General features: G+C 71.9%; 20 protein-coding genes and 1 tRNA gene. 8 read left to right on the forward strand and 13 right to left on the reverse strand.

Annotated elements, in window-relative coordinates:
- Positions 1–8: 8 nt before the first annotated feature.
- The gene (serC, locus tag ABD784_RS05605) at positions 9–1,130 is read left to right on the forward strand and encodes a phosphoserine transaminase (RefSeq protein ID WP_344881097.1); all 1,122 of its coding nucleotides are present in this window, start codon (positions 9–11) and stop codon (positions 1,128–1,130) included.
- 162 nt (positions 1,131–1,292) lie between these two features.
- On the opposite strand, the gene ABD784_RS05610 is transcribed toward serC, so the two are convergent.
- The gene (locus tag ABD784_RS05610; RefSeq protein WP_344881100.1) at positions 1,293–1,982 is read right to left on the reverse strand and encodes a DUF3027 domain-containing protein; all 690 of its coding nucleotides are present in this window, start codon (positions 1,980–1,982) and stop codon (positions 1,293–1,295) included.
- A gap of 2 nt (positions 1,983–1,984) precedes the next feature.
- On the reverse strand, positions 1,985–2,368 hold the full coding sequence (locus tag ABD784_RS05615) for a cold-shock protein (RefSeq protein WP_344881103.1): 384 nt from the start codon (positions 2,366–2,368) through the stop codon (positions 1,985–1,987).
- A 227-nt stretch (positions 2,369–2,595) separates the two neighbouring features.
- On the opposite strand from ABD784_RS05615, the gene ABD784_RS05620 reads away from it, so the two are divergent.
- The 5 genes from ABD784_RS05620 (at position 2,596) to ABD784_RS05640 (ending at position 6,660) form a co-directional block, all read left to right on the forward strand.
- Positions 2,596–2,868, forward strand: a complete 273-nt coding sequence (locus ABD784_RS05620) for a hypothetical protein (RefSeq protein WP_344881106.1) — start codon at positions 2,596–2,598, stop codon at positions 2,866–2,868.
- Between the two features lie 56 nt (positions 2,869–2,924).
- Positions 2,925–3,635 carry a response regulator transcription factor gene (locus ABD784_RS05625; protein ID WP_344881109.1) on the forward strand — a complete coding sequence of 237 codons (711 nt, stop codon included), beginning with the start codon at positions 2,925–2,927 and terminating at the stop codon, positions 3,633–3,635.
- Positions 3,636–3,639: 4 nt separating this feature from the next.
- Entirely contained in the window at positions 3,640–5,232 is a 1,593-nt protein-coding gene (locus ABD784_RS05630; protein WP_344881112.1) for a sensor histidine kinase, read from the forward strand.
- Positions 5,233–5,384: 152 nt separating this feature from the next.
- Complete coding sequence (locus ABD784_RS05635) at positions 5,385–5,675, forward strand: WXG100 family type VII secretion target (protein ID WP_344881115.1); 291 nt, start codon at positions 5,385–5,387, stop codon at positions 5,673–5,675.
- Positions 5,676–5,727: 52 nt separating this feature from the next.
- Entirely contained in the window at positions 5,728–6,660 is a 933-nt protein-coding gene (locus tag ABD784_RS05640) for a DUF4031 domain-containing protein (protein WP_344881118.1), read from the forward strand.
- Positions 6,661–6,845: 185 nt separating this feature from the next.
- Here the strand turns inward: ABD784_RS05640 and groL are convergent, their stop codons facing one another.
- From groL to ABD784_RS05685, 9 genes are all read right to left on the reverse strand, one after another.
- Positions 6,846–8,480, reverse strand: coding sequence for a chaperonin GroEL (groL, locus tag ABD784_RS05645; RefSeq protein ID WP_344881121.1), 1,635 nt, complete (start codon positions 8,478–8,480; stop codon positions 6,846–6,848).
- Positions 8,481–8,844: 364 nt separating this feature from the next.
- The gene (locus ABD784_RS05650; RefSeq protein ID WP_344881124.1) at positions 8,845–10,104 is read right to left on the reverse strand and encodes a D-arabinono-1,4-lactone oxidase; all 1,260 of its coding nucleotides are present in this window, start codon (positions 10,102–10,104) and stop codon (positions 8,845–8,847) included.
- Between the two features lie 130 nt (positions 10,105–10,234).
- Positions 10,235–11,746 (reverse strand): arabinosylfuranosidase ArfA, encoded by a 1,512-nt coding sequence (gene arfA / locus ABD784_RS05655; protein ID WP_344881127.1) that lies wholly within the window; start codon positions 11,744–11,746, stop codon positions 10,235–10,237.
- Positions 11,747–11,821: 75 nt separating this feature from the next.
- Positions 11,822–12,703, reverse strand: coding sequence for a carbohydrate ABC transporter permease (locus ABD784_RS05660; RefSeq protein WP_344881130.1), 882 nt, complete (start codon positions 12,701–12,703; stop codon positions 11,822–11,824).
- On the reverse strand, positions 12,703–13,644 hold the full coding sequence (locus tag ABD784_RS05665) for a carbohydrate ABC transporter permease (protein ID WP_344881133.1): 942 nt from the start codon (positions 13,642–13,644) through the stop codon (positions 12,703–12,705). Before ABD784_RS05665 ends, ABD784_RS05660 begins: the two co-directional genes overlap by 1 nt.
- Before the next feature lie 99 nt (positions 13,645–13,743).
- Complete coding sequence (locus ABD784_RS05670) at positions 13,744–15,057, reverse strand: ABC transporter substrate-binding protein (RefSeq protein WP_344881135.1); 1,314 nt, start codon at positions 15,055–15,057, stop codon at positions 13,744–13,746.
- 234 nt (positions 15,058–15,291) lie between these two features.
- Positions 15,292–16,305 carry a LacI family DNA-binding transcriptional regulator gene (locus tag ABD784_RS05675; protein WP_344881137.1) on the reverse strand — a complete coding sequence of 338 codons (1,014 nt, stop codon included), beginning with the start codon at positions 16,303–16,305 and terminating at the stop codon, positions 15,292–15,294.
- A 90-nt stretch (positions 16,306–16,395) separates the two neighbouring features.
- On the reverse strand, positions 16,396–17,061 hold the full coding sequence (locus ABD784_RS05680; RefSeq protein WP_344881140.1) for a LytR C-terminal domain-containing protein: 666 nt from the start codon (positions 17,059–17,061) through the stop codon (positions 16,396–16,398).
- Complete coding sequence (locus tag ABD784_RS05685) at positions 17,061–17,318, reverse strand: DUF3263 domain-containing protein (protein ID WP_344881143.1); 258 nt, start codon at positions 17,316–17,318, stop codon at positions 17,061–17,063. The genes ABD784_RS05680 and ABD784_RS05685 overlap by 1 nt, the downstream gene beginning before the upstream one ends.
- Before the next feature lie 130 nt (positions 17,319–17,448).
- Between ABD784_RS05685 and ABD784_RS05690 the strand changes: the two genes are divergently transcribed.
- On the forward strand, positions 17,449–18,252 hold the full coding sequence (locus ABD784_RS05690) for a uracil-DNA glycosylase (protein ID WP_344881146.1): 804 nt from the start codon (positions 17,449–17,451) through the stop codon (positions 18,250–18,252).
- 15 nt (positions 18,253–18,267) lie between these two features.
- On the opposite strand, the gene ABD784_RS05695 is transcribed toward ABD784_RS05690, so the two are convergent.
- Positions 18,268–20,544: a threonine/serine exporter family protein gene (locus ABD784_RS05695; protein ID WP_344881149.1), complete on the reverse strand. Its 2,277-nt coding sequence runs from the start codon at positions 20,542–20,544 to the stop codon at positions 18,268–18,270.
- Between the two features lie 127 nt (positions 20,545–20,671).
- On the opposite strand from ABD784_RS05695, the gene ABD784_RS05700 reads away from it, so the two are divergent.
- Complete coding sequence (locus ABD784_RS05700; protein ID WP_344881152.1) at positions 20,672–21,706, forward strand: LLM class flavin-dependent oxidoreductase; 1,035 nt, start codon at positions 20,672–20,674, stop codon at positions 21,704–21,706.
- A gap of 69 nt (positions 21,707–21,775) precedes the next feature.
- Here ABD784_RS05700 and ABD784_RS05705 read toward each other — a convergent pair.
- A tRNA-Val gene (locus tag ABD784_RS05705) sits at positions 21,776–21,849 on the reverse strand.
- Positions 21,850–21,920: the final 71 nt, after the last annotated feature.

Genomic DNA, 21,920 nt, shown 5'->3' on the forward strand with positions numbered 1-21,920 from the left:
GAGCCACCGTGAGCGAAACTCTGACCATCCCCTCCAACCTCCTCCCCGCGGACGGCCGCTTCGGCGCCGGTCCGTCCAAGGTCCGTCCGGCGCAGCTCGACGCACTGCTGGCCGCCGGCTCCTCGGTGCTGGGGACCTCGCACCGCCAGGCCCCGGTCAAGAACCTGGTCAAGTCGGTGCAGGAGGGGCTGCTCGAGTTCTTCCGGGCCCCCGATGGCTACGAGGTGGTGCTCGGCGTCGGCGGCTCCACGGCCTTCTGGGACGTGGCGGCCTTCGGCCTCGTGGAGCAGCGCGCCCAGCACCTCTCCTTCGGCGAGTTCGGCTCCAAGTTCGCCAAGGCGACGGACCGGGCGCCGTTCCTGCAGCCGTCCTCCATCCTCGCCTCGGAGCCGGGCACGCGCCCCGAGCCGCAGGCCGAGGCCGGCGTGGACGTCTACGCCTGGCCGCAGAACGAGACCTCCACCGGCGTCGCCGCGCCGGTCCGCCGCGTCGCCGGCGCCGACGAGGGCTCGCTGGTGCTCGTCGACGCGACGTCGGCCGCCGGAGGCCTCGCCGTCGACGTCGCCGAGACGGACGTCTACTACTTCGCGCCGCAGAAGAACTTCGCGTCCGACGGCGGCCTGTGGCTCGGCCTGTTCTCCCCGGCTGCGCTGGAGCGCGCCGATCGCGTGGCCGCCAGCGGCCGCTGGACCCCCGACTTCCTCAACCTGCAGACGGCGATCGAGAACTCGGTGAAGAACCAGACGTACAACACCCCCAGCCTGACCACGCTGGTCACGCTCGACGCGCAGATCCAGTGGTTGAACTCCAACGGTGGCCTCGACTGGGCCGCGGCCCGGACGGCCGACTCGGCCTCGCGGGTCTACGACTGGGCGGAGGCCTCCAGCGTGGCGGCGCCGTACGTCGTCCGCCCCGAGGACCGCTCGAACGTCATCGCGACCATCGACTTCGACGAGTCGGTCGACGCCGCGGCCGTCTCGAAGGTGCTGCGCGCCAACGGCATCGTCGACACCGAGCCGTACCGCAAGCTCGGGCGGAACCAGCTGCGCATCGCGACGTTCGTCGCCATCGAGCCGGACGACGTCACTGCGCTGACGCGCTGCGTCGACTACGTGCTCGAGAACCTGTAGCCGGCGCGTCCCGCACCCGGGCGGTCCCGGAACGGCGGGAAGGCGGAAGGGGCTCCCGGCGCATGGCTTGATCTCAAGCGATGCGCTGGGAGCCCCTTCCGCTGTCCGCTCGTCGACGTCCACGCGCGCGGCCGGCGCGCGGGATCGCCGCTGGGAAGCCAGCTAGCCGCGCGTCGCGCGCCGTGCCCGGCGACGGCGGCGGGGCCGCCGAGGCTGCTCGGACTCGGAGTCGGCGTCGGCGTCGGCCGCCGCGCGGGCGTCGTCGTCCCCGGTGGCGGCTGCCTCCGGCGCCGCCCCGGCCCCAGGGGCTTCGCCGTGGCGCGAGCGGCCGGTGTCGTGGGAGGAGTCGGAGTCCTCCGCGTCCGACGGCACGGGCCCGTCGCCGGCCGAACCCGCCTCAGCGGTCTCGGGCGTCGGACGCACGCCCCCGGCGCCGTCCTCCTCGGGCGAGCCGGCCGACGACGACGTCGTCCCGGCTCCCCCGTCGGCGGCGCCCTCCGCCGCGGCGGCTGCAGCCTCGGCCAGCCGCTCGGCCTCGAGCTCCTCCGGGGCGACGCGCTCGGCCCACGGCACCCAGTCCGGGGCCAGGAGTGCGCCCGCGCCCGGGAGCAGACCCGAATCGCACACCGTCGGCACCTTCATGCGCGGCCCGCGGGCGAGCGTGACGAACCACTGCCAGCCCCCGTAGCCGGGCACCCGGGCCTCGAACCGGTGCATGACCAGCCGCTCGCCCTCGGCCGTGGCCTCCAGGTGGTCACCGATCTGGTCCTGCGCGACGAGCTCGGTCAGAGCCGCGCGCGCGGACTCCACCTGCGCGGCCAGCACGGCATCGAGCTTCGGAGTCCGTGCCACGCTCAGGAGTCCAGCTCGTCGGCGACGGCGCGGAGCACGGCAGCGATCTTGGCGCCCTGCTTGCCGTCGGGGTAGCGGCCCTTGCGCAGGCCGTTGGAGATGCCATCGAGCAGGCGGATCACATCCTCGACGATGACGGCCGTGTCCTCGGCCGGCTTGCGGCGGGCGCGCGCCACCGACGGCGCCTTGTCCAGGACGCGCGCGGCGAGCGCCTGCGCGCCCCGCCGCCCCTCCGCGACGCCGAACTCCAGCCGCGTCCCGGCCCGGAGCGTCTCCACGCCGCTGGGCAGGGCCGACTTGGGCAGGTAGACCTCCTGCCCGTCCTCGGTCACCACGAAGCCGAACCCCTTGGAGGCCTCGTACCACTTCACCTTGCCTACAGGCACTGTCTCTTCCCTCGTTCTTGCGTCGTGCGCGGGGCGCGGTAGTCGGCGCCGCCTGCGCAGTGGATTCCCAGCGGCGCCTGCGCTCGTCGATGCGATCGCGGCGTCCTCGCTGGGGAAGTCTGTATCTCTAGGGTACGTCACCGACAGCCGTGGCCGGAGCTGGTCCCGGCACGACGGCGGTCCGCCCGACTTTTGGGGCCCGGCCCGGCCCCCTCTACCTTTAACCCGTGAACACACCCGATTCCCCGACCCCAGCTCCCCCGGCCCCCGGGGCCCCGGCGGGACGGCCCGCGACGGCCGCCCTGCTCATGCGCGCCGCCGTGACGGTCGCCGTCGTCTCGCTCGTCTGCCTGGCGGCCATCCTGATCGGCTACGCCGCCGGTGCCGACCTGTGGCCGGGCTTCTTCGCGGTCGGCCTCTACGGCCTGCCGGCCGCGTTCGCCCTCCTGATCGCCAGCCTCCTCGTGAGCTGGGGCCAGCGGCGACGGCGGAAGAACTGACGTCGCTCGCACCGGACATCCAGCCAACTCCCAGACGAAGCTCCCACACTGGTCTCATGAGTGAGAAGAGCGCCGAGGCACGCCTCCTGGTTGTAGACGACGAACCGAACATCCGCGAACTGCTCGCGACGTCCCTGCGCTTCGCGGGCTTCGAGGTCTTCGCGGCCGCGAACGGGCGGGAGGCGCTGGAGCTCGCCGAGTCCGAGCAGCCCGATCTGGCCGTGCTGGACGTGATGCTGCCGGACATGGACGGCTTCACGGTGACCCGCAAGCTCCGCGCGGCGGGGCGGCACTTCCCCGTGCTGTTCCTCACCGCCCGCGACGACACCGAGGACAAGGTCACCGGCCTGACGGTCGGCGGCGACGACTACGTCACCAAGCCGTTCAGCCTGGACGAGGTCGTGGCCCGCATCCGCGCAGTGCTGCGCCGCTCCCGCCCCTTCGAGGACGAGGGCGCCATCATCCGGGTCGACGACCTGGAGCTCGACGACGATGCGCACGAGGTGCGCCGCGCCGGCGTCGTCGTGGACCTGTCCCCCACCGAGTTCAAGCTGCTGCGCTACCTGATGATGAACCCGAACCGCGTGCTCTCCAAGGCGCAGATCCTGGACCACGTGTGGGAGTACGACTTCAACGGGGACGCCTCCATCGTCGAGTCCTACATCTCCTACCTCCGCCGCAAGATCGACGCCCAGGAGGAGTGGACGCCGATGATCCAGACCAAGCGCGGCGTCGGATACGTGCTGCGCTCCGCCGAGCGCCGCTGACCCCTTGCGCTCGGCAACCCGCTTCCTGCGGCAGGTCTCGCTGCGGTCCAAGCTCACAGCGCTCATGGCGCTGCTGATGACCATCGGCGTCATCGCCACGACCTTCACGGCGTCGTTCTCGCTGCGCCTGACGATGGTGGACCAGATGGACCAGGACCTGGCGAGCTACTCGAGTCCGATGGCGAACATCCTGTACGCGGTGTACCAGGAGGAGTCGAGCCAGGACACGTCGCCGTCCTCGCCGTACCGGATGTGGGCGAACCTCGAGCTGACGCGCTTCCACGCGACCCTGCGCAACGCCGACGGCCAGGTGCTCGCCGAGCTGCCCGGGATCGAGGGCGACGACGAGCCCGTGATCGACCCGGTCGGCGTCGAGCACGTCAAGGAGGTCCACGACCTCGCGTTCACGGCGCCGGGGGCGACACCGGAGTCCGAGGGCTGGCGCTACCGCATGATCGACATGGCGAACGGGGCCGGGTACATCACCATCGCGCTGCCCCTGAGCGACGTCGAGCACACCGTCTCCGACGCGGCCGGGTCGATGGTGACCTCCGGGATGCTGGCCACCCTGCTGATGTCGCTGGTGGCGTACGCTGCCACGGGCCGCGCCTTCCGCCCGCTGGTGCGCGTCGAGCGCACGGCCGCGGCGATCGCCGCCGGGGATCTCTCCCGGCGTGTCGAGGAGACCTCGCACGACACGGAGGTCGGGCGGCTCTCCCGCGCCCTGAACGCGATGCTCGCGCACATCGAGCACGCGTTCCGCGCCCAGGAGGCCTCCGAGCGGAAGATGCGCCGCTTCGTCCAGGACGCCTCCCACGAGCTGCGCACCCCCCTGGTCACCATCCGCGGCTACTCCGAGCTCTACCGGCACGGCGGCATCCGCGAGCCCGAGCAGCTGGACTCGGCCATGGGCCGGATCGAGGGCGAGGCCAAGCGCATGGGACAGCTCGTCGAGGACCTGCTGACGCTGGCGCGCCTCGACGAGCAGCGTGCCCTGGAGCGGGTGCCCGTGGACCTGCTGCTGCTGGGCAGCGACGCGGTGGAGGACGCCCGGGTCAACGCCCCGGACCGCACCGTCCGGTTGGTGGGGCTCGACGGCGGCCCGGCTCTGCCGGCGCCCACGAGCGGCGACGAGTCGCGACTGCGCCAGGTGGTCGCGAACCTCCTGACCAATGCGCTGCGCTACACGCCCGAGGGGACACCGATCGAGATCGCCGTCGGGACGATGCCGGTCATCGACGGGCGCTCCGACTCCGTGCTCGAGATCCGCGACCACGGGCCGGGGATCTCCGAGGAGGACGCCGCGCGCGTCTTCGAGCGCTTCTACCGCGCCGACACGTCGCGGCACCGCGAGACGGGCGGCACCGGCCTGGGCCTGGCCATCGTGGCGGCCATCGTCGCGCAGCACGACGGCTCGGTGCGGCTCTCGGAGACCCCGGGCGGCGGTGCCACCCTGTCCATCCACCTGCCCTACGAGCCGATGCCGGACCATACCGGGGACGAGGACGTAGACCACGAGGAGGACGCGGCGGGGCCGCCGGCAGGTCCCGGTCGCGGCACCGTCGGCGACGGCACTCCCCCTCCACAGGGATCCTGAGCCGGGGCCGCTCCCCACAGGCACCCCGGGCCGTGCGCGCCGTGCCGGCCGCTCTCCGTAGCGTCGGGCCGTGGGGCGCTCGCCCCGCCGCGGTCCGTGGGCCGCGTCGAGGGCCGGCCCGTGGCGGACCGGCGCAGTGAAAGGGACATGCCATGAGCACATTTGCAGCGAACACGGCCGAGATGCGGACCAAGGCGGCCGCCGTCCAGGCGACCGTGGAGCGCCTCCGCTCGGAGGTCGCGAGCATGACGGCGAACCTCCGGGAGCTCGAGGGAACGTGGCAGGGCGCGGCGGCCACGAACTTCCAGGCCGTAGTCGCCGACTGGCACGGGACACAGCTGCGCGTCGAGGAGTCGCTCGCCTCGATCAACGGCGCGCTCGCCCGGGCGTCGCAGCAGTACGACGACGTCGAGTCCGCCAACGCGAGCATGTTCACCTACTAGGCGGCTGGCCCGTCCCCGCGCCCGTCCCCGGCCGCGGCGTACTGTGGTGCCCGTGGCCCTCTACATCGATCCGCCGGCGTGGCCGGCCCACGGCACCCTGTTCTCGCACCTCGTCTCGGACGCGTCGCTCGAGGAGCTGCAGGCCTTCGCCGAGCGGGCCGGCCTGCCTCCGCGCGCGTTCGACCGCGACCACTACGACGTGCCGGAGCGCCGCTACGAGCAGCTCGTGGCCCTGGGGGCCGTCCCGGTCTCCGGCCGCGAGCTGGTGCGGCGGCTGATCCGCTCCGGCCTCCGGGTCCCCGCCCGTCAGCGGGACGAGAGGCTGGAGGCCATCCTGCGGCGACGCTGGGACGCCCTGGGCCTGGACGGCCCGGCGGCCGCGGAGCGCGTCCGCGAGGAGCTGCTCCGCCGGTGGTCCGAGCCGCACCGGCACTACCACGGGCGCAGCCATCTGCTCGCGGTGCTGCGCGCCCTCGACACCCTGGCGGCCGCCGGTGGAGCACCCGCCGACGACTCCGCCCTGCGGCGGGTGCGTCTGGCCGCGTGGTTCCACGACGCCGTCTACGAGGGGGTCCCGGGGCGGGACGAGGAGGCCTCCGCCGCACTGGCGGAGGCGCGCCTGCGGGACCTCCTGCCTGCCGCCGACGCGGCCGAGGTCGCCCGGCTGGTCCGGACGACCGCCAGCCATTCGCCCGCTGCCGCCGACGCGGACGGCCAGGCGCTGTGCGATGCGGACCTGGAGGTCCTCGCCCGCCCGTGGCCGGAGTACCGGCGCTATGCCGAGCAGGTCAGGCAGGACTACGCCCACGTCGCCGACCCGGACTTCGCCGCCGGCCGGGCGGAGGTCCTGCGCGGCCTGCTCGCCCAGGATCCGCTGTTCGGGACCGAGGCCGGCCGGCGCCTCTGGGAGGCGGCCGCCCGAGCGAACCTCACGCGGGAGCTCGCCCACCTGGAGGGCGGTGGCGCCGGGTCGCCGACTAGCTGACGCGCGGCCGGACCCTCCGGGGCTCTCTGCGGGTGGTCTCCGCGGGTCTCTGCAGGTGGTCCCCGCGAGTCTCTGCGGGGCGATCGCTGGTTAAACGGCGGAGGTGCCGCACCCCCCTCGAGGGTGCGGCACCTCCGCTGCGTCGGACCCGGCCCGCAGTCGGACCGGGCCCGGGTGGCCAGGGCCTAGAAGCCGCCCATGCCGCCCATGCCGCCCATGTCGTCGCCGCCGCCGGCCGGAGCGTTCGGCTCCGGCTTGTCGGCCACGACGGCCTCGGTGGTGAGGAACAGGCCGGCGATGGACGCGGCGTTCTGCAGCGCGGAACGCGTGACCTTCACCGGGTCGTTGACGCCGGCGGCCAGCAGGTCCTCGTACACGCCGGTGGCGGCGTTGAGGCCGTGGCCGGACTCGAGGCCCTTGACCTTGTCGGCCACGACGCCCGGCTCGAGGCCGGCGTTGAAGGCGATCTGCTTCAGCGGGGCCTCGATGGCGACCTTGACGATGTTGGCGCCGGTGGCCTCGTCGCCCTCGAGGGCGAGCTTGCCGAAGGCACGCTCGCCGGCCTGGATGAGTGCCACGCCGCCGCCGGCGACGATGCCCTCCTCCACGGCCGCCTTGGCGTTGCGCACGGCGTCCTCGATGCGGTGCTTGCGCTCCTTGAGCTCGACCTCCGTGGCGGCACCGGCCTTGATGACGGCCACGCCGCCGGCCAGCTTCGCGAGGCGCTCCTGGAGCTTCTCGCGGTCGTAGTCGGAGTCGGTGTTGGCGATCTCGGCGCGGATCTGCTTGACCCGGCCGGCGATCTCCTCGGCGGAGCCGGCGCCCTCGACGATGGTGGTCTCGTCCTTGGTGATGACGACCTTGCGGGCCTGGCCCAGCATGTCCAGCTCGGCCTTGTCCAGCGAGAGGCCGACCTCCTCGGAGATGACCTGGCCGCCCGTGAGGATGGCGATGTCGGCGAGCATGGCCTTGCGGCGGTCGCCGAAGCCCGGGGCCTTCACGGCGACGGACTTGAAGCGGCCCTGGATCTTGTTCAGGACCAGCGTCGCCAGAGCCTCGCCCTCGACGTCCTCGGCGATGATCATCAGCGGCTTGCCCGACTGCATGACCTTCTCCAGGATGCCGACCATGTCCTTGATCGTGGAGATCTTGGAGTTGACGATGAGGATGTACGGATCCTCCAGCACGGTCTCCTGGCGCTCGGCGTCGGAGACGAAGTAGGCGGAGATGTAGCCCTTGTCGAAGCGCATGCCCTCGGTGAGCTCGAGGTCCAGGCCGAAGGTGTTGGACTCCTCGACCGTGATGACGCCTTCCTTGCCGACCTTGTCCAGGGCCTCGGCGATCAGCTCGCCGATCTGGGTGTCGCCGGCGGAGATCGACGCGGTGGCAGCGATCTGCTCCTTGGTCTCGATCTCCTTGGCGGAGCCGATGAGCTCGGCGGTGACGGCCTCGACGGCCTTCTCGATGCCGCGCTTGAGCGAGAGCGGGTCGGCGCCGGCGGCAACGTTGCGCAGGCCCTCCTTGACGAGCGCCTGGGCGAGGACGGTGGCGGTGGTGGTGCCGTCGCCGGCGACGTCGTCCGTCTTCTTGGCGACTTCCTTGACCAGCTCGGCGCCGATCTTCTCGTACGGCTCGTCGAGCTCGATCTCCTTGGCGATGGAGACGCCGTCGTTGGTGATCGTCGGCGCGCCCCACTTCTTCTCGAGGACGACGTTGCGGCCACGCGGGCCCAGCGTCACCTTCACGGCGTCGGCAAGGGTGTTCAGTCCGCGCTCGAGGCCGCGGCGAGCTTCCTCGTCAAATGCAATCATCTTGGCCATGGTTGCGTGTGGTCCTTCCGGGACATTCATGCGATGGAAGTGGAGTGACGGCAACGCCCGCGACGGACGAGCCTCCACGGCGGCGTTGTTCGGAACGCCTCCGCGAGCACCCTCGCTACCTCAATCCACGAATCACCGGTCGCCCGCAGCCGTCGGCACCCGGAGGTGCGTCTGGCAGTCGGGGCTTCCGAGTGCTAAACCAATTATTGGCACTCTCGAGCGGAGAGTGCAAGTAGGCCGACGGGCGGCCGCCCGCCCGCCGGCGCCGCTCGGGTGGGCGGGGGCACGGAGCGCACCCCGGCGGTGCTCCGGCCGGGCCCGGCCCGGCGCGGCCCCGGGCCCCGAGTCCCGGGTTCCGAACCGGTTACAGGCCCAGTCGCCGGAGGAAGTCGTTGACGAAGCGTCCCTGCGGGTCGTGCCGGCGCTGCAGCGCGACGAAGTCGTCCCAGCGCTCGTAGCCGCCCGCGACGGAGGCCGGGTCCAGCTGCCAGAGCTTGCCCCAGTGCGCCCGCACGCCCTCGCCGAGGGCCGCCTCGAGCTCCGGCAGGAGCGCCTCGACCGCCGGCTGGTCCGGCCTCCACGTGAAGTGGAAGGCCACGACGTCCTGCCCGTAGGCGGGGCTCAGCCAGAGGTCGTCCGCCCGGACGGTGCGCAGCTCGGAGACCTGCACGAGCGGCGCCAGGCGGGGCCCGAGCGCCTGCACGCGGGCGATCGCGGCGCGCGCGGCCTCCCGGGGCAGGAAGTACTCGGACTGCAGCTCGTCACCGCTGGAGGGGGTGAAGGCCAGTCGGAAGTGCGGCAGGCGCTCCGACCACAGACCGGGCAGTCCGAGCTGCTCGGTGCTCGCGCGGGTGTCGCCCCCGGGCAGCGGATGGCGCGGACCGTCCGCCGGCCGGGCCCCGAGTCCGGCGAGAACCGCCGCCGCGTTGCCCGCAGGGGCGTCGGCGCGGTCCTTGACCCAGATCTGGTCCACCCCGCCGGTCCCGCCCCAGGAGGTGAACAGCGAGACGCTGGTGCCGCACCCAGTGACGGCGTCGAAGTTCTCGACCACGGTGGCCCAGTCGAGCGACTCGAAGACCGTCTGGACGACCTGGTAGGCCGGCTCGACGTCGAGCTCCACGCGGACCACCACGCCGAGGGCCCCGAGGTGCACCACGGCCCCCGCGAAGTCCTCGTCGCCGCGCCGGTAGGTGCGCTCGGCGCCGTCGGGGGCCAGGAACGTCAGGGCGCGGACCGAGGTGGCGAGCGACCCGAGCCGGTCCCCCGAGCCGTGCGTCCCCGTGGCGATCGCTCCGGCGACCGAGATGTGGGGCAGCGAGGCCAGGTTCGCCAGGGCCAGGCCGTGCCGGGCGAGCTCCACCGCCAGGTCGCCGTAGCGCACGCCCCCGCCGAGGCCGACCGAGCGCCGGTCCGCGGCGATCTCGATGCCGGCCGGGAGGTCCTCGGCCGAGACGAGCGTGCCGGCGGTGTCGGTGATCGTGTTGAAGGAGTGCCGGCTGCCGACGACGCGCAGCTCCCCCTCGCCGGCGAGCGCCGCGAGGAGCTCCTCGCGGCTGCTCGGCCGGGCCATGGCCCCCGCACGGTAGGCGAGGTTCCCCGCCCAGTTGGTCTCGCTCGGTTGCATCGATTCCTCTCCCGGGGCCCGTCCGGACCGCCGCAGCCCTCGGTCGCGCCGGTGGCCTCCGTGAACATTCTGCCCGCGGGAGGCGCGGTCGATCGCCGCCGCCCCGCCCGCCGTCGTGCTCCCCTCCGCGTCAGGCGAGCCCCACGGCCGTCCAGGAGACCGGCGGCAGGGCCACCGTGAGCCGCCCGTCGACGACGCGGGCGGACTCGTTGCGCCGCGTCGTCACGCGCTCCGGGTCCTCCAGGGTGTTCTTGGCGTAGTGGTCCTCGTCGGCCATGAGGTGGCTCTCCTCGACGGACAGGTCCCCGAGTCGCGTGACGTCCACCGTGACGGTCAGCTCCTCCGTGGTGCTGCGGTTCACGAGGAAGACGGCGGCGCGGCCCGTCTCGTCGTCGTGGGTGGCCGCGGCGTCGACCAGCGGGACCTCGCCGTAGCGCTCCGTTGGGTAGGTGCCGGCCTGCACCGGCAGGCGGAGGGCCCGGCCCCGGGCCAGCCGCGACGTGATCGAGAACGGGAAGAACGTGGTCTGCCGCCAGGCCGGCCCGCCGGGCTCGGTCATGATGGGGCCGATCACGTTGACCAGCTGGGCCAGCGACGCGCTGGTGACCCGGTCGGCGTGGTTGAGCAGGGAGATCATGAGGCTGCCGAAGACGACGGCGTCCGCGACGGAGTACACGTCCTCCAGCAGGCGCGGCGCGACGGGCCAGTTGTCCAGCCCCGCGATCTTGTCCACGTTCTCGAACCGGGACTGGTACCAGACGTTCCACTCGTCGAAGGCGATGTCGATCCGCTTCTGCGAGCCGCGGACCGCGCCGACGTGATCCGCCGTCGCGACGACGGACTCGATGAAGCGGTCCATGTCCACCGCGGAGGCGAGGAAGGATCCGAGGTCCCCGCCCTTCTCCTCGTAGTAGGCGTGGCAGGAGATGTAGTCGACGTCGTCGTACGTGTGCGTCAGGACCGTGCGCTCCCACTCGCCGAACGTCGGCATGTGGGCGCTGGAGGATCCGCAGACCACGAGTTCGAGGTCCGCATCCACCATGCGCATGGCCTTGGCGGTCTGCGCGGCGATCTTGCCGTAGTCCTCGGCCGAGCGGTGCCCCACCTGCCAGGGGCCGTCCATCTCGTTGCCGAGGCACCACATCTTCACGCCGAAGGGCTCGCGGCGTCCGTTGCCGATGCGGCGCTCGGCCAGGGCCGTGCCGCCGGGGATATTGGCGTACTCGAGCAGCTCGAGCGCCTCGCGGGTGCCGCGGGTCCCGAGGTTCACGGCCAGCATCAGCTCGCTGCCGACCTTCTCCAGCCAGTCCGCGAACTCGTGCAGCCCGACCTCGTTGGTCTCGGTCGAGTGCCAGGCCAGGTCGAGGCGGCGGGGCCGATCCTCGCGGGGGCCGACGCTGTCCTCCCACTGGAAGCCGGAGACGAAGTTGCCCCCGGGGTAGCGGATCGTCGAGACGCCGAGTTCGCGGACGAGCGCGATCACGTCGCGGCGGAATCCGTCCTCGTCGGCCTCTGGGTGCGTGGGTTCGAAGATGCCGTCGTAGATGTGTCGTCCGAGGTGCTCGACGAACCCGCCGAAGAGCCGCCGCTGCACGGGGCCGACGCTGTGGTTCGGGTCGAGGGTCGAGGATGCGTCAGTCATGTTTTCACTTTCGTCGCGTGGGGGGGGTGCGGTCCCGGCGCGCCGCCGTCGCCGGCGCGCCGGGGAGCTGCGGTCCTACTTGATGGCGCCCGTGCTGAGGCCGCCCTGCCAGTAGCGCTGCAGGAAGAGGAAGGACAGGATCAGCGGAACGACCGAGATGAAGGCGCCCGACGTGATGAGGTTCCACACCTGCTCGCCGCCGGCCCCGGCGTTGGAGAGTGCGGTCCAGCGGTTCAGGCCGACGGTGACCGGCAGCAGGTCCGGGTCGGTGAGGACGGCCAGTGGCAGGAAGAAGTTGTTCCACGTCACGACGACGGAGAGCAGCAGCACCGTCACCACGCCGGGGCGGAGCATCGGGAGGACTACGGTGACGAATGTCCGGATCTCGCCGGCACCGTCGATCCGGGAGGCCTCGATGATCTCGTCCGGGATGGCGTCCTGGGTGTAGATGCGCATCAGGTAGACGCCGAACGGGTTCAGCAGGGAGGGCAGGATGACGGCCCACGGCGTGTTGATGATGCCGTAGTCGCTCAGCAGCACGAAGGTGGGGATCACCAGCGCGGTCAGCGGCACCATGACGGAGCCGAGGATGAGGGTGAAGACCCAGCTGCCGCCGCGGAACCGGAACTTCGCGAACCCGTACCCGGCGAGGACCGCGAGTATCGTGGCGCCGATGCCGCTGGTGAACGCGTAGAGGAACGAGTTCCCGAGCCAGCGCCAGTAGATGCCGTCCTGATGCTGGAAGAGACCGGCGATGTTGCCGAAGAGCGCGAAATCGTCGGCGAACCAGAAGGCGGGGCTGCCGAACAGGCCGGCGGTGTCCTTGGTGGCGGCGACCACGAGCCACCAGATGGGGATGATGAAGTAGAACGCCAGGATGATCAGGAAGGCGTGGGAGCCGACCCGCCGGCGGCCGGCCGGGCGCCGGGCACGGATGGTGCTTGTCGGGGTTGCCATCATTTGAGACCGCTCTGCTTGCGTGTGAGGAAGAGGAACACGAACGACCCGATGAACACGAGGATGCCCAGCGAGAAGGCGATGGCCGACGCGTAGTTGAACTGGCTGTAGGAGAACGCCAGCGAGAACGCGTACATGTTCGGCGTGTACGCCGCGTCGATCGATCCCTGGGCGATGCTCTGGAGGACGACGGGCTCCGTGAAGAACTGCAGGGTGCCGATCAGCGCGAAGGTGATGACCATGACCATCGAGGACGAGATCATGGGGATCTTGATCCGCAGCGCCGTCTGGAGCCCGTTGGCGCCGTCGATCCGTGCCGCCTCGTAGATGGCCGGGTCGATGGCCCGCAGCGCGGAGTAGATGACCACCATGTAGTAGCCGGCCCACTGCCAGGTCACGATGTTCACGAGCGAGGCGAAGATCGTGTCCGGGCCGAGGAAGTTCGGCGCGTCGAGCCCGAGTGCCGTGAAGATCGTGGCGCCGGGCCCGAAGCGGGGGCTGTACAGGAAGCTCCACATCAGGGCGCCGATTACCACCGGGACGGCGTACGGGACGAAGATGAAGAGCCGCGTCAGCTTGGACAGCCAGGTCGACAGCGTGTCGAGGACCAGGGCCGCGATCAGGGCGACAATCAGCTGCGCCGGGATCATCACCGCTCCGAAGCCGAGGACGCGGAGCATCCCCTCCAGGAACAGGGGGTCGTTGAAGGCCCGGACGTAGTTGGCCAGTCCGGTGAACTCGGTCCCCGCGGCGAGGGTCGAGGTGAAGAGGCTCATCCAGAGCGCGTAGCCCAGGGGGATGATCAGGAAGAGCGCGAAGACCAGCAGGAAGGGCGAGACGAAGAGCCAGCCCCAGCGCTGGCGCCGCCGGACGAGGACCGACCCCGCGGAGGCGCGGGCCCGGCTCGCGACCGGGCTCGGCTCGAGCGTCTGAGTCGTCATGGTGTATCTCCTAGTGGGACGGGAGGGCCGTGCGGGGCCCCGTCCCGCCGGCTGGCGGGACGGGGCCGGACACGTCGGGGGTGGCGGCCGGATCGGCGGCTATTTCAGCGTGAAGCCCTGCTCCTGGGCGTACTTCTCGAGGCTGCCCTGGAGGTCCTCGAGGGCGCCCGCGGCTTCCTTCTGCCCCTCGGTCATCGCGAAGAGCTCCTCCGTGAGCTGGTCGTAGGCGTAGTTCTGGAAGGGGCTGAACGTGAAGCCCTCGTAGCCCTGGGCGGCCTCGAGGAAGACGTCCTCGTTGATCTTCTGGCCGCCGAAGAAGGGGTACTCCAGCTCGCGGAAGTACTCGGATTCGAGCATCGGCTTCCAGAGCGGGAACAGTGCGGCCTCCTCGACCCCGATCCTCCACGCCTCCTCGGTGCCGAAGATCTCCTGGGCCACCAGGGCGGCGGCCTCCTTGTCCTCGGCCTGCTCGGTGACGGCGAAGGTGGAGCCGCCCCAGTTCACCTGGGTCGGGTTCTCCAGGTCCCACTGCGGGAGCGGGGCGGCGCGCCACACCGCGTCCGGGTCGGTGTCGGAGAGTCCCTGCAGGTACCCGGGTCCCCAGGCGGCGGCGAGGTAGATGGCGTAGGTGCCGTCCACGAGCTTGGTGTTGTAGTCGGCGGTGAAGGCGTCGTCGGTGCTGACGAGCCCCTCGTCGACGAGGCCCTCCCAGTAGGCGAGGACGTCCTTGGAGGCCTGGTCGTCGACCTCGATGCCGATCTCGGCCGGGTTGGCGGGGTCGTACTCGTACGGCGCGGAGCCGGCCTGGGCGAAGAGCGCCTGGTTGAAGGCGCGGCCGTTGGTGGGGAAGTTGGCGAGGACGCCGGGGGCGCCGGCCTCCTTCAGCTGGACGGCCGCGGCCTCGAACTCCGCCCACGTGGTCGGCGGGGCGATGCCGTACTCGTCCAGGATGTCCTGGCGGTAGAGCATGCCCATCGGGCCGCCGTCGACCGGGACCGCGTAGACGGCGTCCCCGCTGGAGACGTCCTTCCAGGCGCCCTCGGTGTAGTCGCCCTCGATCTCGCCGACGCCGTACTCGGTCAGGTCCACCAGCGCGTCGCGGATCGCGAAGCTGGACAGCACCTCGGCCTCGAGCATGATGACGTCGGGGGCGCCGGAGCCGGCCTCGATGGCGGTGGAGAACTTCGTGTACTCGTCGTTGCCCTGCCCGGCGTTGGTCCAGCAGACCTGGACCTCGTCGTGCGTCTCGTTGAAGTGGTCGACGACCTGCTCGAAGGCGGGGTACCACGCCCAGACCGTCACCTGCTTCGCGTCGGGGTGGACGACGTCGTTGGTGCAGGCGGCCTCGGCCTCGCCGGAGCAGGCCGCGAGACCGACCATGGTCAGCGCGGCGACCGTGGTCGCGGCGGCCATTCTGGAAGTCCTGGACTTCATCGTCAATACGTCCCTCTCGTGGATGCGATGCTGATCGTGCCGGGCGGCCGGCGGGGTCCGGCCCACTGCTGCGGCCCGTCCCAGCCCCGGGCGGGGCCGGCGGAGTGCGGGGGACGGCGCTCCGCCCTCCCGGTACAACGTTGTACCGTAAACGTTGTACCCAGTATCTTGGCTGGCCTTCAGACCCCTGTCAAGCGAAATTTGTGAAGCAGGTCACCGCGCCACGGTGGACTCGCGGGCGACGACGCGGAAGTCGGCCAGATGGCGCTGCGGGACGGCATCGCCGCCGCCGGACTCGATCCGCTGCAGCAGGAGCCCCACCGCGGTCCGGGCGATCCAGCCTCGCCCGGGGTCCACCGTGGAGAGCGAGGGAATGGCGTACGGGGCCTCGTCCAGGTCGTCGAAGCCGATCACGGCGACGTCCTGCGGCACCCGGCGCCCGGCCTCCTGGAGCACGCGCATGGCCCCGAGCGCCAACGTGTCGTTGAGCCCGAACACCGCGTCGAAGGCCACGCCACGGGACAGCAGCTCGCGCATCGCGTTGGCGCCGTCGGCACGATGCCACAGCTCCGAGTACCCGATCAGATCCTCGTCGAACGGGATCCCCGCGGCCGCCAGCGCCTCCCGGTAGCCGGCCAGGCGTAGCCCCGCCGAACCGACGACCTCGCCCGCATGGGCCCCGACGACGGCGATGCGGCGCCGCCCGAGGGAGAAGAGGTGGTCCGTGGCGGCCCGCGCGCCGGCGACGTTGTGCATGGTCACGTGGTCCGTCGGCGCGTCGAAGACGCGCTCGCCCAGCACCACCAGCGGATAGTCGACCCGGAGCGCCTCGACGTCCTCCTGCCCCATCCCCAGCGGGGAGAAGATCAGCCCGTCCGTCATGTTCAGCCGGGGGCTCTTCAGCAAGGCGATCTCGCGGTCGCGGCTGGCGCCGGTCTGCTCGATCAGCACGACCACGCCGGCCGCCTCGGCGGTCTCGATCACGGCTGCGGCGAGCTCCGCGAAGTAGCTCAGCGCGAGATCGGGCACCGCGAGCGCGAGGGCGCCCTTCCGTCCCGAGCGGAGCCCCCGGGCCGTGAGGTTCGGCGTGTAGCCGAGCTCCTCGACGGCGGCCTGCACCAGGGCACGGGTGGTGTTCCCGACATTCGGGCGGTCGTTGATGACGTTGGAGACCGTCTTGATGGACACGCCGGCGCGCCGGGCGACATCGTGCAGGGTCACGGCCATGATTCCTCCTCGCGGTGGACGGAATCACAGCTTACAACGTTGTACATGGCTGCCTGCCGCCCGCCGGCAGACGGGAGGGCGGCGAACCGGTCAGTTGACGGTGCCGAGGACCACGCTGATCTCCAGGGGGATGTTCTCCGTCTGGTAGATCGTCGCGATGCCCAGCTCGTCGGCGATCGCACGCGCCGTGGCCGCCGAGGCCTCGCCGCGGTAGTAGACCACCGTGGGCTCCACCTGGCGGGTCCAGTTGCCCGTCACCACCTCGGTGTACCCGGCCGCGCGCAGGGCGTCGGCGCGGGTCCCCGCCAGGCCGGGCTCGGTCGACGCGTTGTAGACGCCGACGGCGATGCCCTGGTCCACCGCGCCCGATTCGCCCGGCTGCTCGCTCTGCTCGTCCTCGCCGGTGGCGGGATCGGAGGCGTCGCCGCCGTCCTCGCCGCCCTGGCCGGCCCCGTCCTGGCCGTCCTCGGCCGCCGGCGACCCGCCGTCGTCGCCCTCCGAGGACTCCGCCGCGGGCTCGCCGCTCTGCGTCGCCGAGGACGACGCGTCGGAGCCGGCCGTCGGCTCGGCGCCGAACTGGGGGCGCAGCAGCGTGAAGGCGACGATGCCGATGATCAGCGCGGCCACGCCGAAGAGCATGAGCGGCCAGAGGCCGCCGCGTTTGACAGGTGCCATCCCGGCGTCGAGCCGGTGCACACCCTGACGGTCCGTGTATTCCGGGACTCGGTCGAACTCGTCGCTGGGGTACTTACTCACTAAACGTCCTTTGATGCGGCCTGGGGGCTGATTCGTCGTCGCGTCGTTCGTAGTCTACGCAACCGCTTGATCAACATCGGATCATGGGCCAGAGCGGCGTCGGTGTCGATCAGCACGTTGAGCCGCTGGTAGTAGAGCGTCGGCGAGAGCTCGAACTCCTCCCGGATCACCTGGTCCTTGGCGCCAGCGTGCTTGAAGTGCCGTTTCTCGAGCTCGAGCATGCGCTGCTCGAGCTCGGACAGCTCCTCCTGCGGCATGCGCCCTCCTCGTCTCCTCCATCGGCCCGGCCTGCCCGGCCGGCCCCGCCACTCTACGGCGGAACCCGCCCGGCCCGCCCGGCGTCCGTGGGTCCCCGTCCGGGACCCGACCATCTACTTTAATGGGCGCATGGACTTGGCCGAAGACTGGCGCACCGCACTGGCCCCCGTGGCCCCCGCGCTCGACGAGGTGCTGGGGGCCGTCGCGGCGCGCCGGGCCGCGGGCGAGCAGATCCTCCCGGCGGAGCCGCACGTCCTGCGGGCCTTCGGCCGCCCGCTGTCCGAGGTGCGCGTGCTGATCGTCGGCCAGGACCCCTACCCGACGCCGGGGCACCCGATCGGGCTGAGCTTCGCCGTCGACGGGCACGTCCGGCCACTCCCCCGGTCCCTGGCCAACATCTACCGGGAGCTGCAGTCGGACCTGGGCGTCGCGCCGCCGGCGCACGGGGACCTCTCCGCGTGGCAGGGGCAGGGCGTCATGCTCCTGAACCGGGTCCTCACCGTGCGCGCCGGGGAGGCCGGGTCCCACCGCGGGCTCGGGTGGGAGGCCGTCACCGACGCGGCCATCCGGGCGCTGGCGGCGCGCGGCGGTCCGCTCGTCGCCGTCCTCTGGGGCCGGGACGCCCAGCGCCTGGCCCCGCTCCTCGCGCCCCGCGGGGCGGACGGCGCCGGCGCTGGAACGGGCGCGGGTACGACGGCGGTCATCGCCTCCGCGCACCCGTCGCCCCTGTCCGCCCGGCGCGGCTTCTTCGGCTCGCGGCCGTTCAGCCGGGCCAACGAGCTGCTCGCGGCGCAGGGCGCCCCGCCCATCGACTGGACGCTTCCCGCGCAGCCCTCGGCCCTCGCCTCCCCGGGGACCGGGGAAGCCCCGACCGGTCCGCCGTCCCCGCCGGAGCGGGACGGGCGCGCGGGCGGGCAGGGCTCCCTGTTCTGAATCGACCGCTCCGTGTCAGCGGCGGCGGATCCGGCGGCGCTCGTGCGAGTTCCAGCCCTTGGTCAGCGGGCGGGCGATGGTGTCGCCGAGCACGATCCCGGCGGCGATGGAGAGGATGATGCCGAACGCGTTCATGATCTGCGTGATGCCGAGGACCAGGTCGCCCGAGTCGACCGTGATGCCGTACATCGCCCGGAAGATCATGAGCCCCGGGAGCAGGAACATCATCGCCGGCACCGCGACCACCATCTGCGGTGCCTCCATGCGCAGCGCCACCCAGCGGCCCGCGGCGCCGATCACCACCGCGGCCGCGGCGGGGGCTAGCCGGGAACCGATGCCGAGCTGCTGCACCAACAGCATCGTGAGGTAGCCCAGCACCGAGACCGCGGCGGTCGGAAGCAGGAGCTTCGGTGAGGACTGCTCGAAGACCGTGCCCGCCGTGATCGCCAGCCCCACCACGAGGACCAGGAACCACGTGGGATAGGCGATCGCGGTGGCCTCCGTGACGTCGACCGTGCCGATGCCGGAGAGGTCGCCGATCACGATGCCCGTCATGATGCCGGAGACGATCGCCGCGAAGATCATCATGGCCGGCAGGAGTCGGCCGATCGCCGTGACGGGGAACCCGTTGATGGCGTCCTGCGCGGACGCGACGAAGCGGGCACTGGGCAGCAGCAGCATGATCCCGCCGGCGATCACCATCGACGGCTCGATGGGGACGTGGAAGCGCCACAGCAGCAGCGCCGTGGTGGTGATCAGGACCGAGGCGAACGCGGTGGCGAAGAACTCCGGGATGCGCCAGCTCGCCGACACCTTGAAGAGTTGCGAGACGGCCAGCCAGGACAGGAAGGCGATGATGCCGCCCAGGAGGCTGCCGCCGCTGAAGAGCACGAAGCAGCCGGCGAACACGCCGCCGCCCGCGTCGGCCATCCAGCGCGGGAACGGCTTGGGCTTGCGGGAAATCGCCTCCAGCCGCTCGATCGCCTCGCGCCGGTTGACGTCGCCGGCGACGATGTCCGTGACCAGCTGGTGGACCAGCGCCAGGCCCGCGTAGTTGCTCGTCCACGAGCGGACCACGCGCAGCAGGCTGATCGGCATCTGGTCGTCGCCGGCGTAGTTGATGTGGATGGACTGGTTGGTGATGTCCACGTCCACGTTGCGCAGTCCGAAGGACGCCGTGACCGCGATGATGCTGGTCTCGGCCTCCAGGGCGCCGCCGCCGAAGCGGAACATGATCTCCGCGAGGTCGAGCGTGAACTCGAGCGTCTCGCGGGCGTCCGTCTCGTGCACGCCCGTCTGCACCGTGGGGTTGGCGTAGGGGCTGCCCACCAGCCGGTCGACGATCGAGAAGGCCTGCGTGGGCGGGTGCTCCGTGGTCAGGAGGCGGGAGAAGACGCGGCGGGCGCTCGGGGCGGGCCGCCAGGAGGGCAGCCGTCCGCGCCCGGCCCGCTGCTGGGCGGCCGTCGTCGGCTGCGGCGCCGTCTGCGGGTGCACCGGGTGCGCCTGCGAGCCGGGATAGGCCTGGGTCGGCGGCCCTTGGTACGTGCCCGTGCCGGGGTACGTCCCCGTGCTCGGGTAGGCGCCCGTGGCGGGGTACGACGTCGTCACCGGCCCACCGGGCCAGCGCGGCCTGGGCGTGCCGCCCTTGGGCGGACGCAGGGCCCCCGTCGGCGGCGGTCCGGCGGACGCGGCCGGGCCCGGTCCGGACGGGTCGGCCCCGGGAGCACCGGCCCCTTGGGCAGCCGAGCCGGCGCCCGGGGAGGGTGCCCCGGTGTCCGGGCCTCCGGTCGTCGGGGCCTGCCCGGCCTGGTGCGGCGTGCCGTAGCCGGAGGGGCGGTCGGCGTCGTCGTCGCGCTCGATGGCGGGCCCGCCCTCGGTGCTCGTGACGCCGTGGCCGTAGTTCAACGCCTCCCACTCGATCTCGGCCTGCGTGCGGTCGTCGTTCGGGTCGGCCGACGGCGGCAGGACGGGCGCGGGGCGGGGCGGTGGCGCCAGGGGGTTGGCGATCTGCGACGTGACGATCCTGGGAATGGGCCCGGCGACCGGGTTCGCGTCGGCGGAGGAATCGGGTCCGCCGCCCTGTCCGGTCTGGGAGTCGTGCGCCGCGGATTCGTGCGCTGCAGAACCAGCCCCGGCACCAGCTGCGGAACCAGGGGTGGCGGCGGACGCCTCCGCCTCGTCCCCGTTCTCGGGGGCGAGCGCCGAGGACGTGGCCGGGGACTCGAAGTGGACGCGCGACTGCTGTTCCTCCCCGCCTGACGGCTCGGGTTCGAACGGTTGCGTACGACTCACCTGGCGACTCCTCCAAGACTGCTCTCGCCGCTCACTTTACAGCCGCCCCGGAGGCGTGGGTACGGGCGGGAATAGATAGCTTCGCCACAGGGTTTTGCATGCAAATACATCTATTTTTGGAGGCGGTATGGACAGCGTGCTGGAACTCGGCGTCGAGACGTTCGGGGACGTCAACGTGGAGGCCGAGACCGAGGGACACGCCCACGCCCGGGTGCTGCGCGACGTGGTCGAGGAGGGCGTCCTGGCGGACCAGGCCGGCCTGGACTTCTTCGGGGTCGGCGAGCACCACCGGGCCGACTACGCGGTGTCCGCGCCCGAGGTCGTGCTGGCCGCCGTCGCGGCGCGGACGGAGCGCCTCCGGCTCGGTTCGGCCGTGACCGTGCTGAGCTCGGACGACCCCGTGCGCGTCTACCAGCGCTTCGCCACGCTCGACGGCATCTCCGGCGGCCGCGCGGAGATGATCCTGGGCCGGGGGTCCTTCATCGAGTCTTTCCCGCTCTTCGGCTACGACCTCCACGACTACGAGGTCCTCTTCGACGAGAAGCTCGACCTCATGCGCAGGCTCCTCCGCGAGGAGCCGGTGACGTGGGCCGGCCGGACGCGGTCCCGCCTGACGGGCCAGGACGTCCACCCGAGGACAGAGGGCGGTCTGCCGGCCTGGGTCGGCGTGGGCGGCAGCCCGGAGTCCGCGGTCCGCGCGGCCCGCCGGGAGCTGCCCATGATGCTCGCGATCATCGGCGGCGACCCGCTGATGTTCAAGCAGTTCGCCGACATCTACCGCAACGCGCTCGAGGAGTTCGGGCACGGGCCGCGCCCGGTGGGCGCGCACCTGCACGGCTTCGTGGCGGAGACGGACGAGCAGGCCAAGGAGCTGCTCTGGCCGCACTACTACGCGCAGATGTCCAAGATGGGCCGGGAGCGGGGCTGGCGGGGCTACGGTCGCGGGCAGTTCGAGGCTTCTGCCGGGCCGGAGGGCAACCTCGCCGTCGGCTCGCCGGAGACGGTCGCCCGGAAGATCGCGCGCGTCGCCCGGCACCTGGGCCTCGCGCGCATGGACCTGAAGCTGAGCAACGGCACGCTGCCGCACGGGGAGATCGCCCGCAGCATCGAGCTGCTCGGGACCAGGGTGGCGCCGCTGGTGCGCGACATGCTGGCAGACTGAACCGCTGCCGCAGACGCAGGAAGCCCCCGGCGCTGCCGGGGGCTTCCTCGGTCTGGCCGACCGTGGCGGTGGATCTTACTGGACTCGAACCAGCGACCTTTCGCGTGTGAGGCGAACGCTCTAACCAACTGAGCTAAAGATCCGGGGATGCGTGCCTGCGTGCAGGCACCGGACTATCTTAACGGCACCGCGGCCCCGCCGCCAAATCGGTCCG

The sequence above is a fragment of the Zhihengliuella alba genome, assembly GCF_039538765.1.
Classification (GTDB): domain Bacteria; phylum Actinomycetota; class Actinomycetes; order Actinomycetales; family Micrococcaceae; genus Zhihengliuella; species Zhihengliuella alba.

Coding starts and splice junctions, on each gene's coding strand:
- ABD784_RS05625 (WP_344881109.1), top strand. CDS start 2,925: ATGAGTGAGAAGAGCGCCGAGGCACGCCTCCTGGTTGTAGACGACGAA.
- ABD784_RS05635 (WP_344881115.1), top strand. CDS start 5,385: ATGAGCACATTTGCAGCGAACACGGCCGAGATGCGGACCAAGGCGGCC.
- groL (WP_344881121.1), bottom strand. CDS start 8,480: ATGGCCAAGATGATTGCATTTGACGAGGAAGCTCGCCGCGGCCTCGAG.
- ABD784_RS05650 (WP_344881124.1), bottom strand. CDS start 10,104: ATGCAACCGAGCGAGACCAACTGGGCGGGGAACCTCGCCTACCGTGCG.
- arfA (WP_344881127.1), bottom strand. CDS start 11,746: ATGACTGACGCATCCTCGACCCTCGACCCGAACCACAGCGTCGGCCCC.
- ABD784_RS05660 (WP_344881130.1), bottom strand. CDS start 12,703: ATGGCAACCCCGACAAGCACCATCCGTGCCCGGCGCCCGGCCGGCCGC.
- ABD784_RS05665 (WP_344881133.1), bottom strand. CDS start 13,644: ATGACGACTCAGACGCTCGAGCCGAGCCCGGTCGCGAGCCGGGCCCGC.
- ABD784_RS05670 (WP_344881135.1), bottom strand. CDS start 15,057: ATGGCCGCCGCGACCACGGTCGCCGCGCTGACCATGGTCGGTCTCGCG.
- ABD784_RS05675 (WP_344881137.1), bottom strand. CDS start 16,305: ATGGCCGTGACCCTGCACGATGTCGCCCGGCGCGCCGGCGTGTCCATC.
- ABD784_RS05685 (WP_344881143.1), bottom strand. CDS start 17,318: ATGCCGCAGGAGGAGCTGTCCGAGCTCGAGCAGCGCATGCTCGAGCTC.
- ABD784_RS05690 (WP_344881146.1), top strand. CDS start 17,449: ATGGACTTGGCCGAAGACTGGCGCACCGCACTGGCCCCCGTGGCCCCC.
- ABD784_RS05700 (WP_344881152.1), top strand. CDS start 20,672: ATGGACAGCGTGCTGGAACTCGGCGTCGAGACGTTCGGGGACGTCAAC.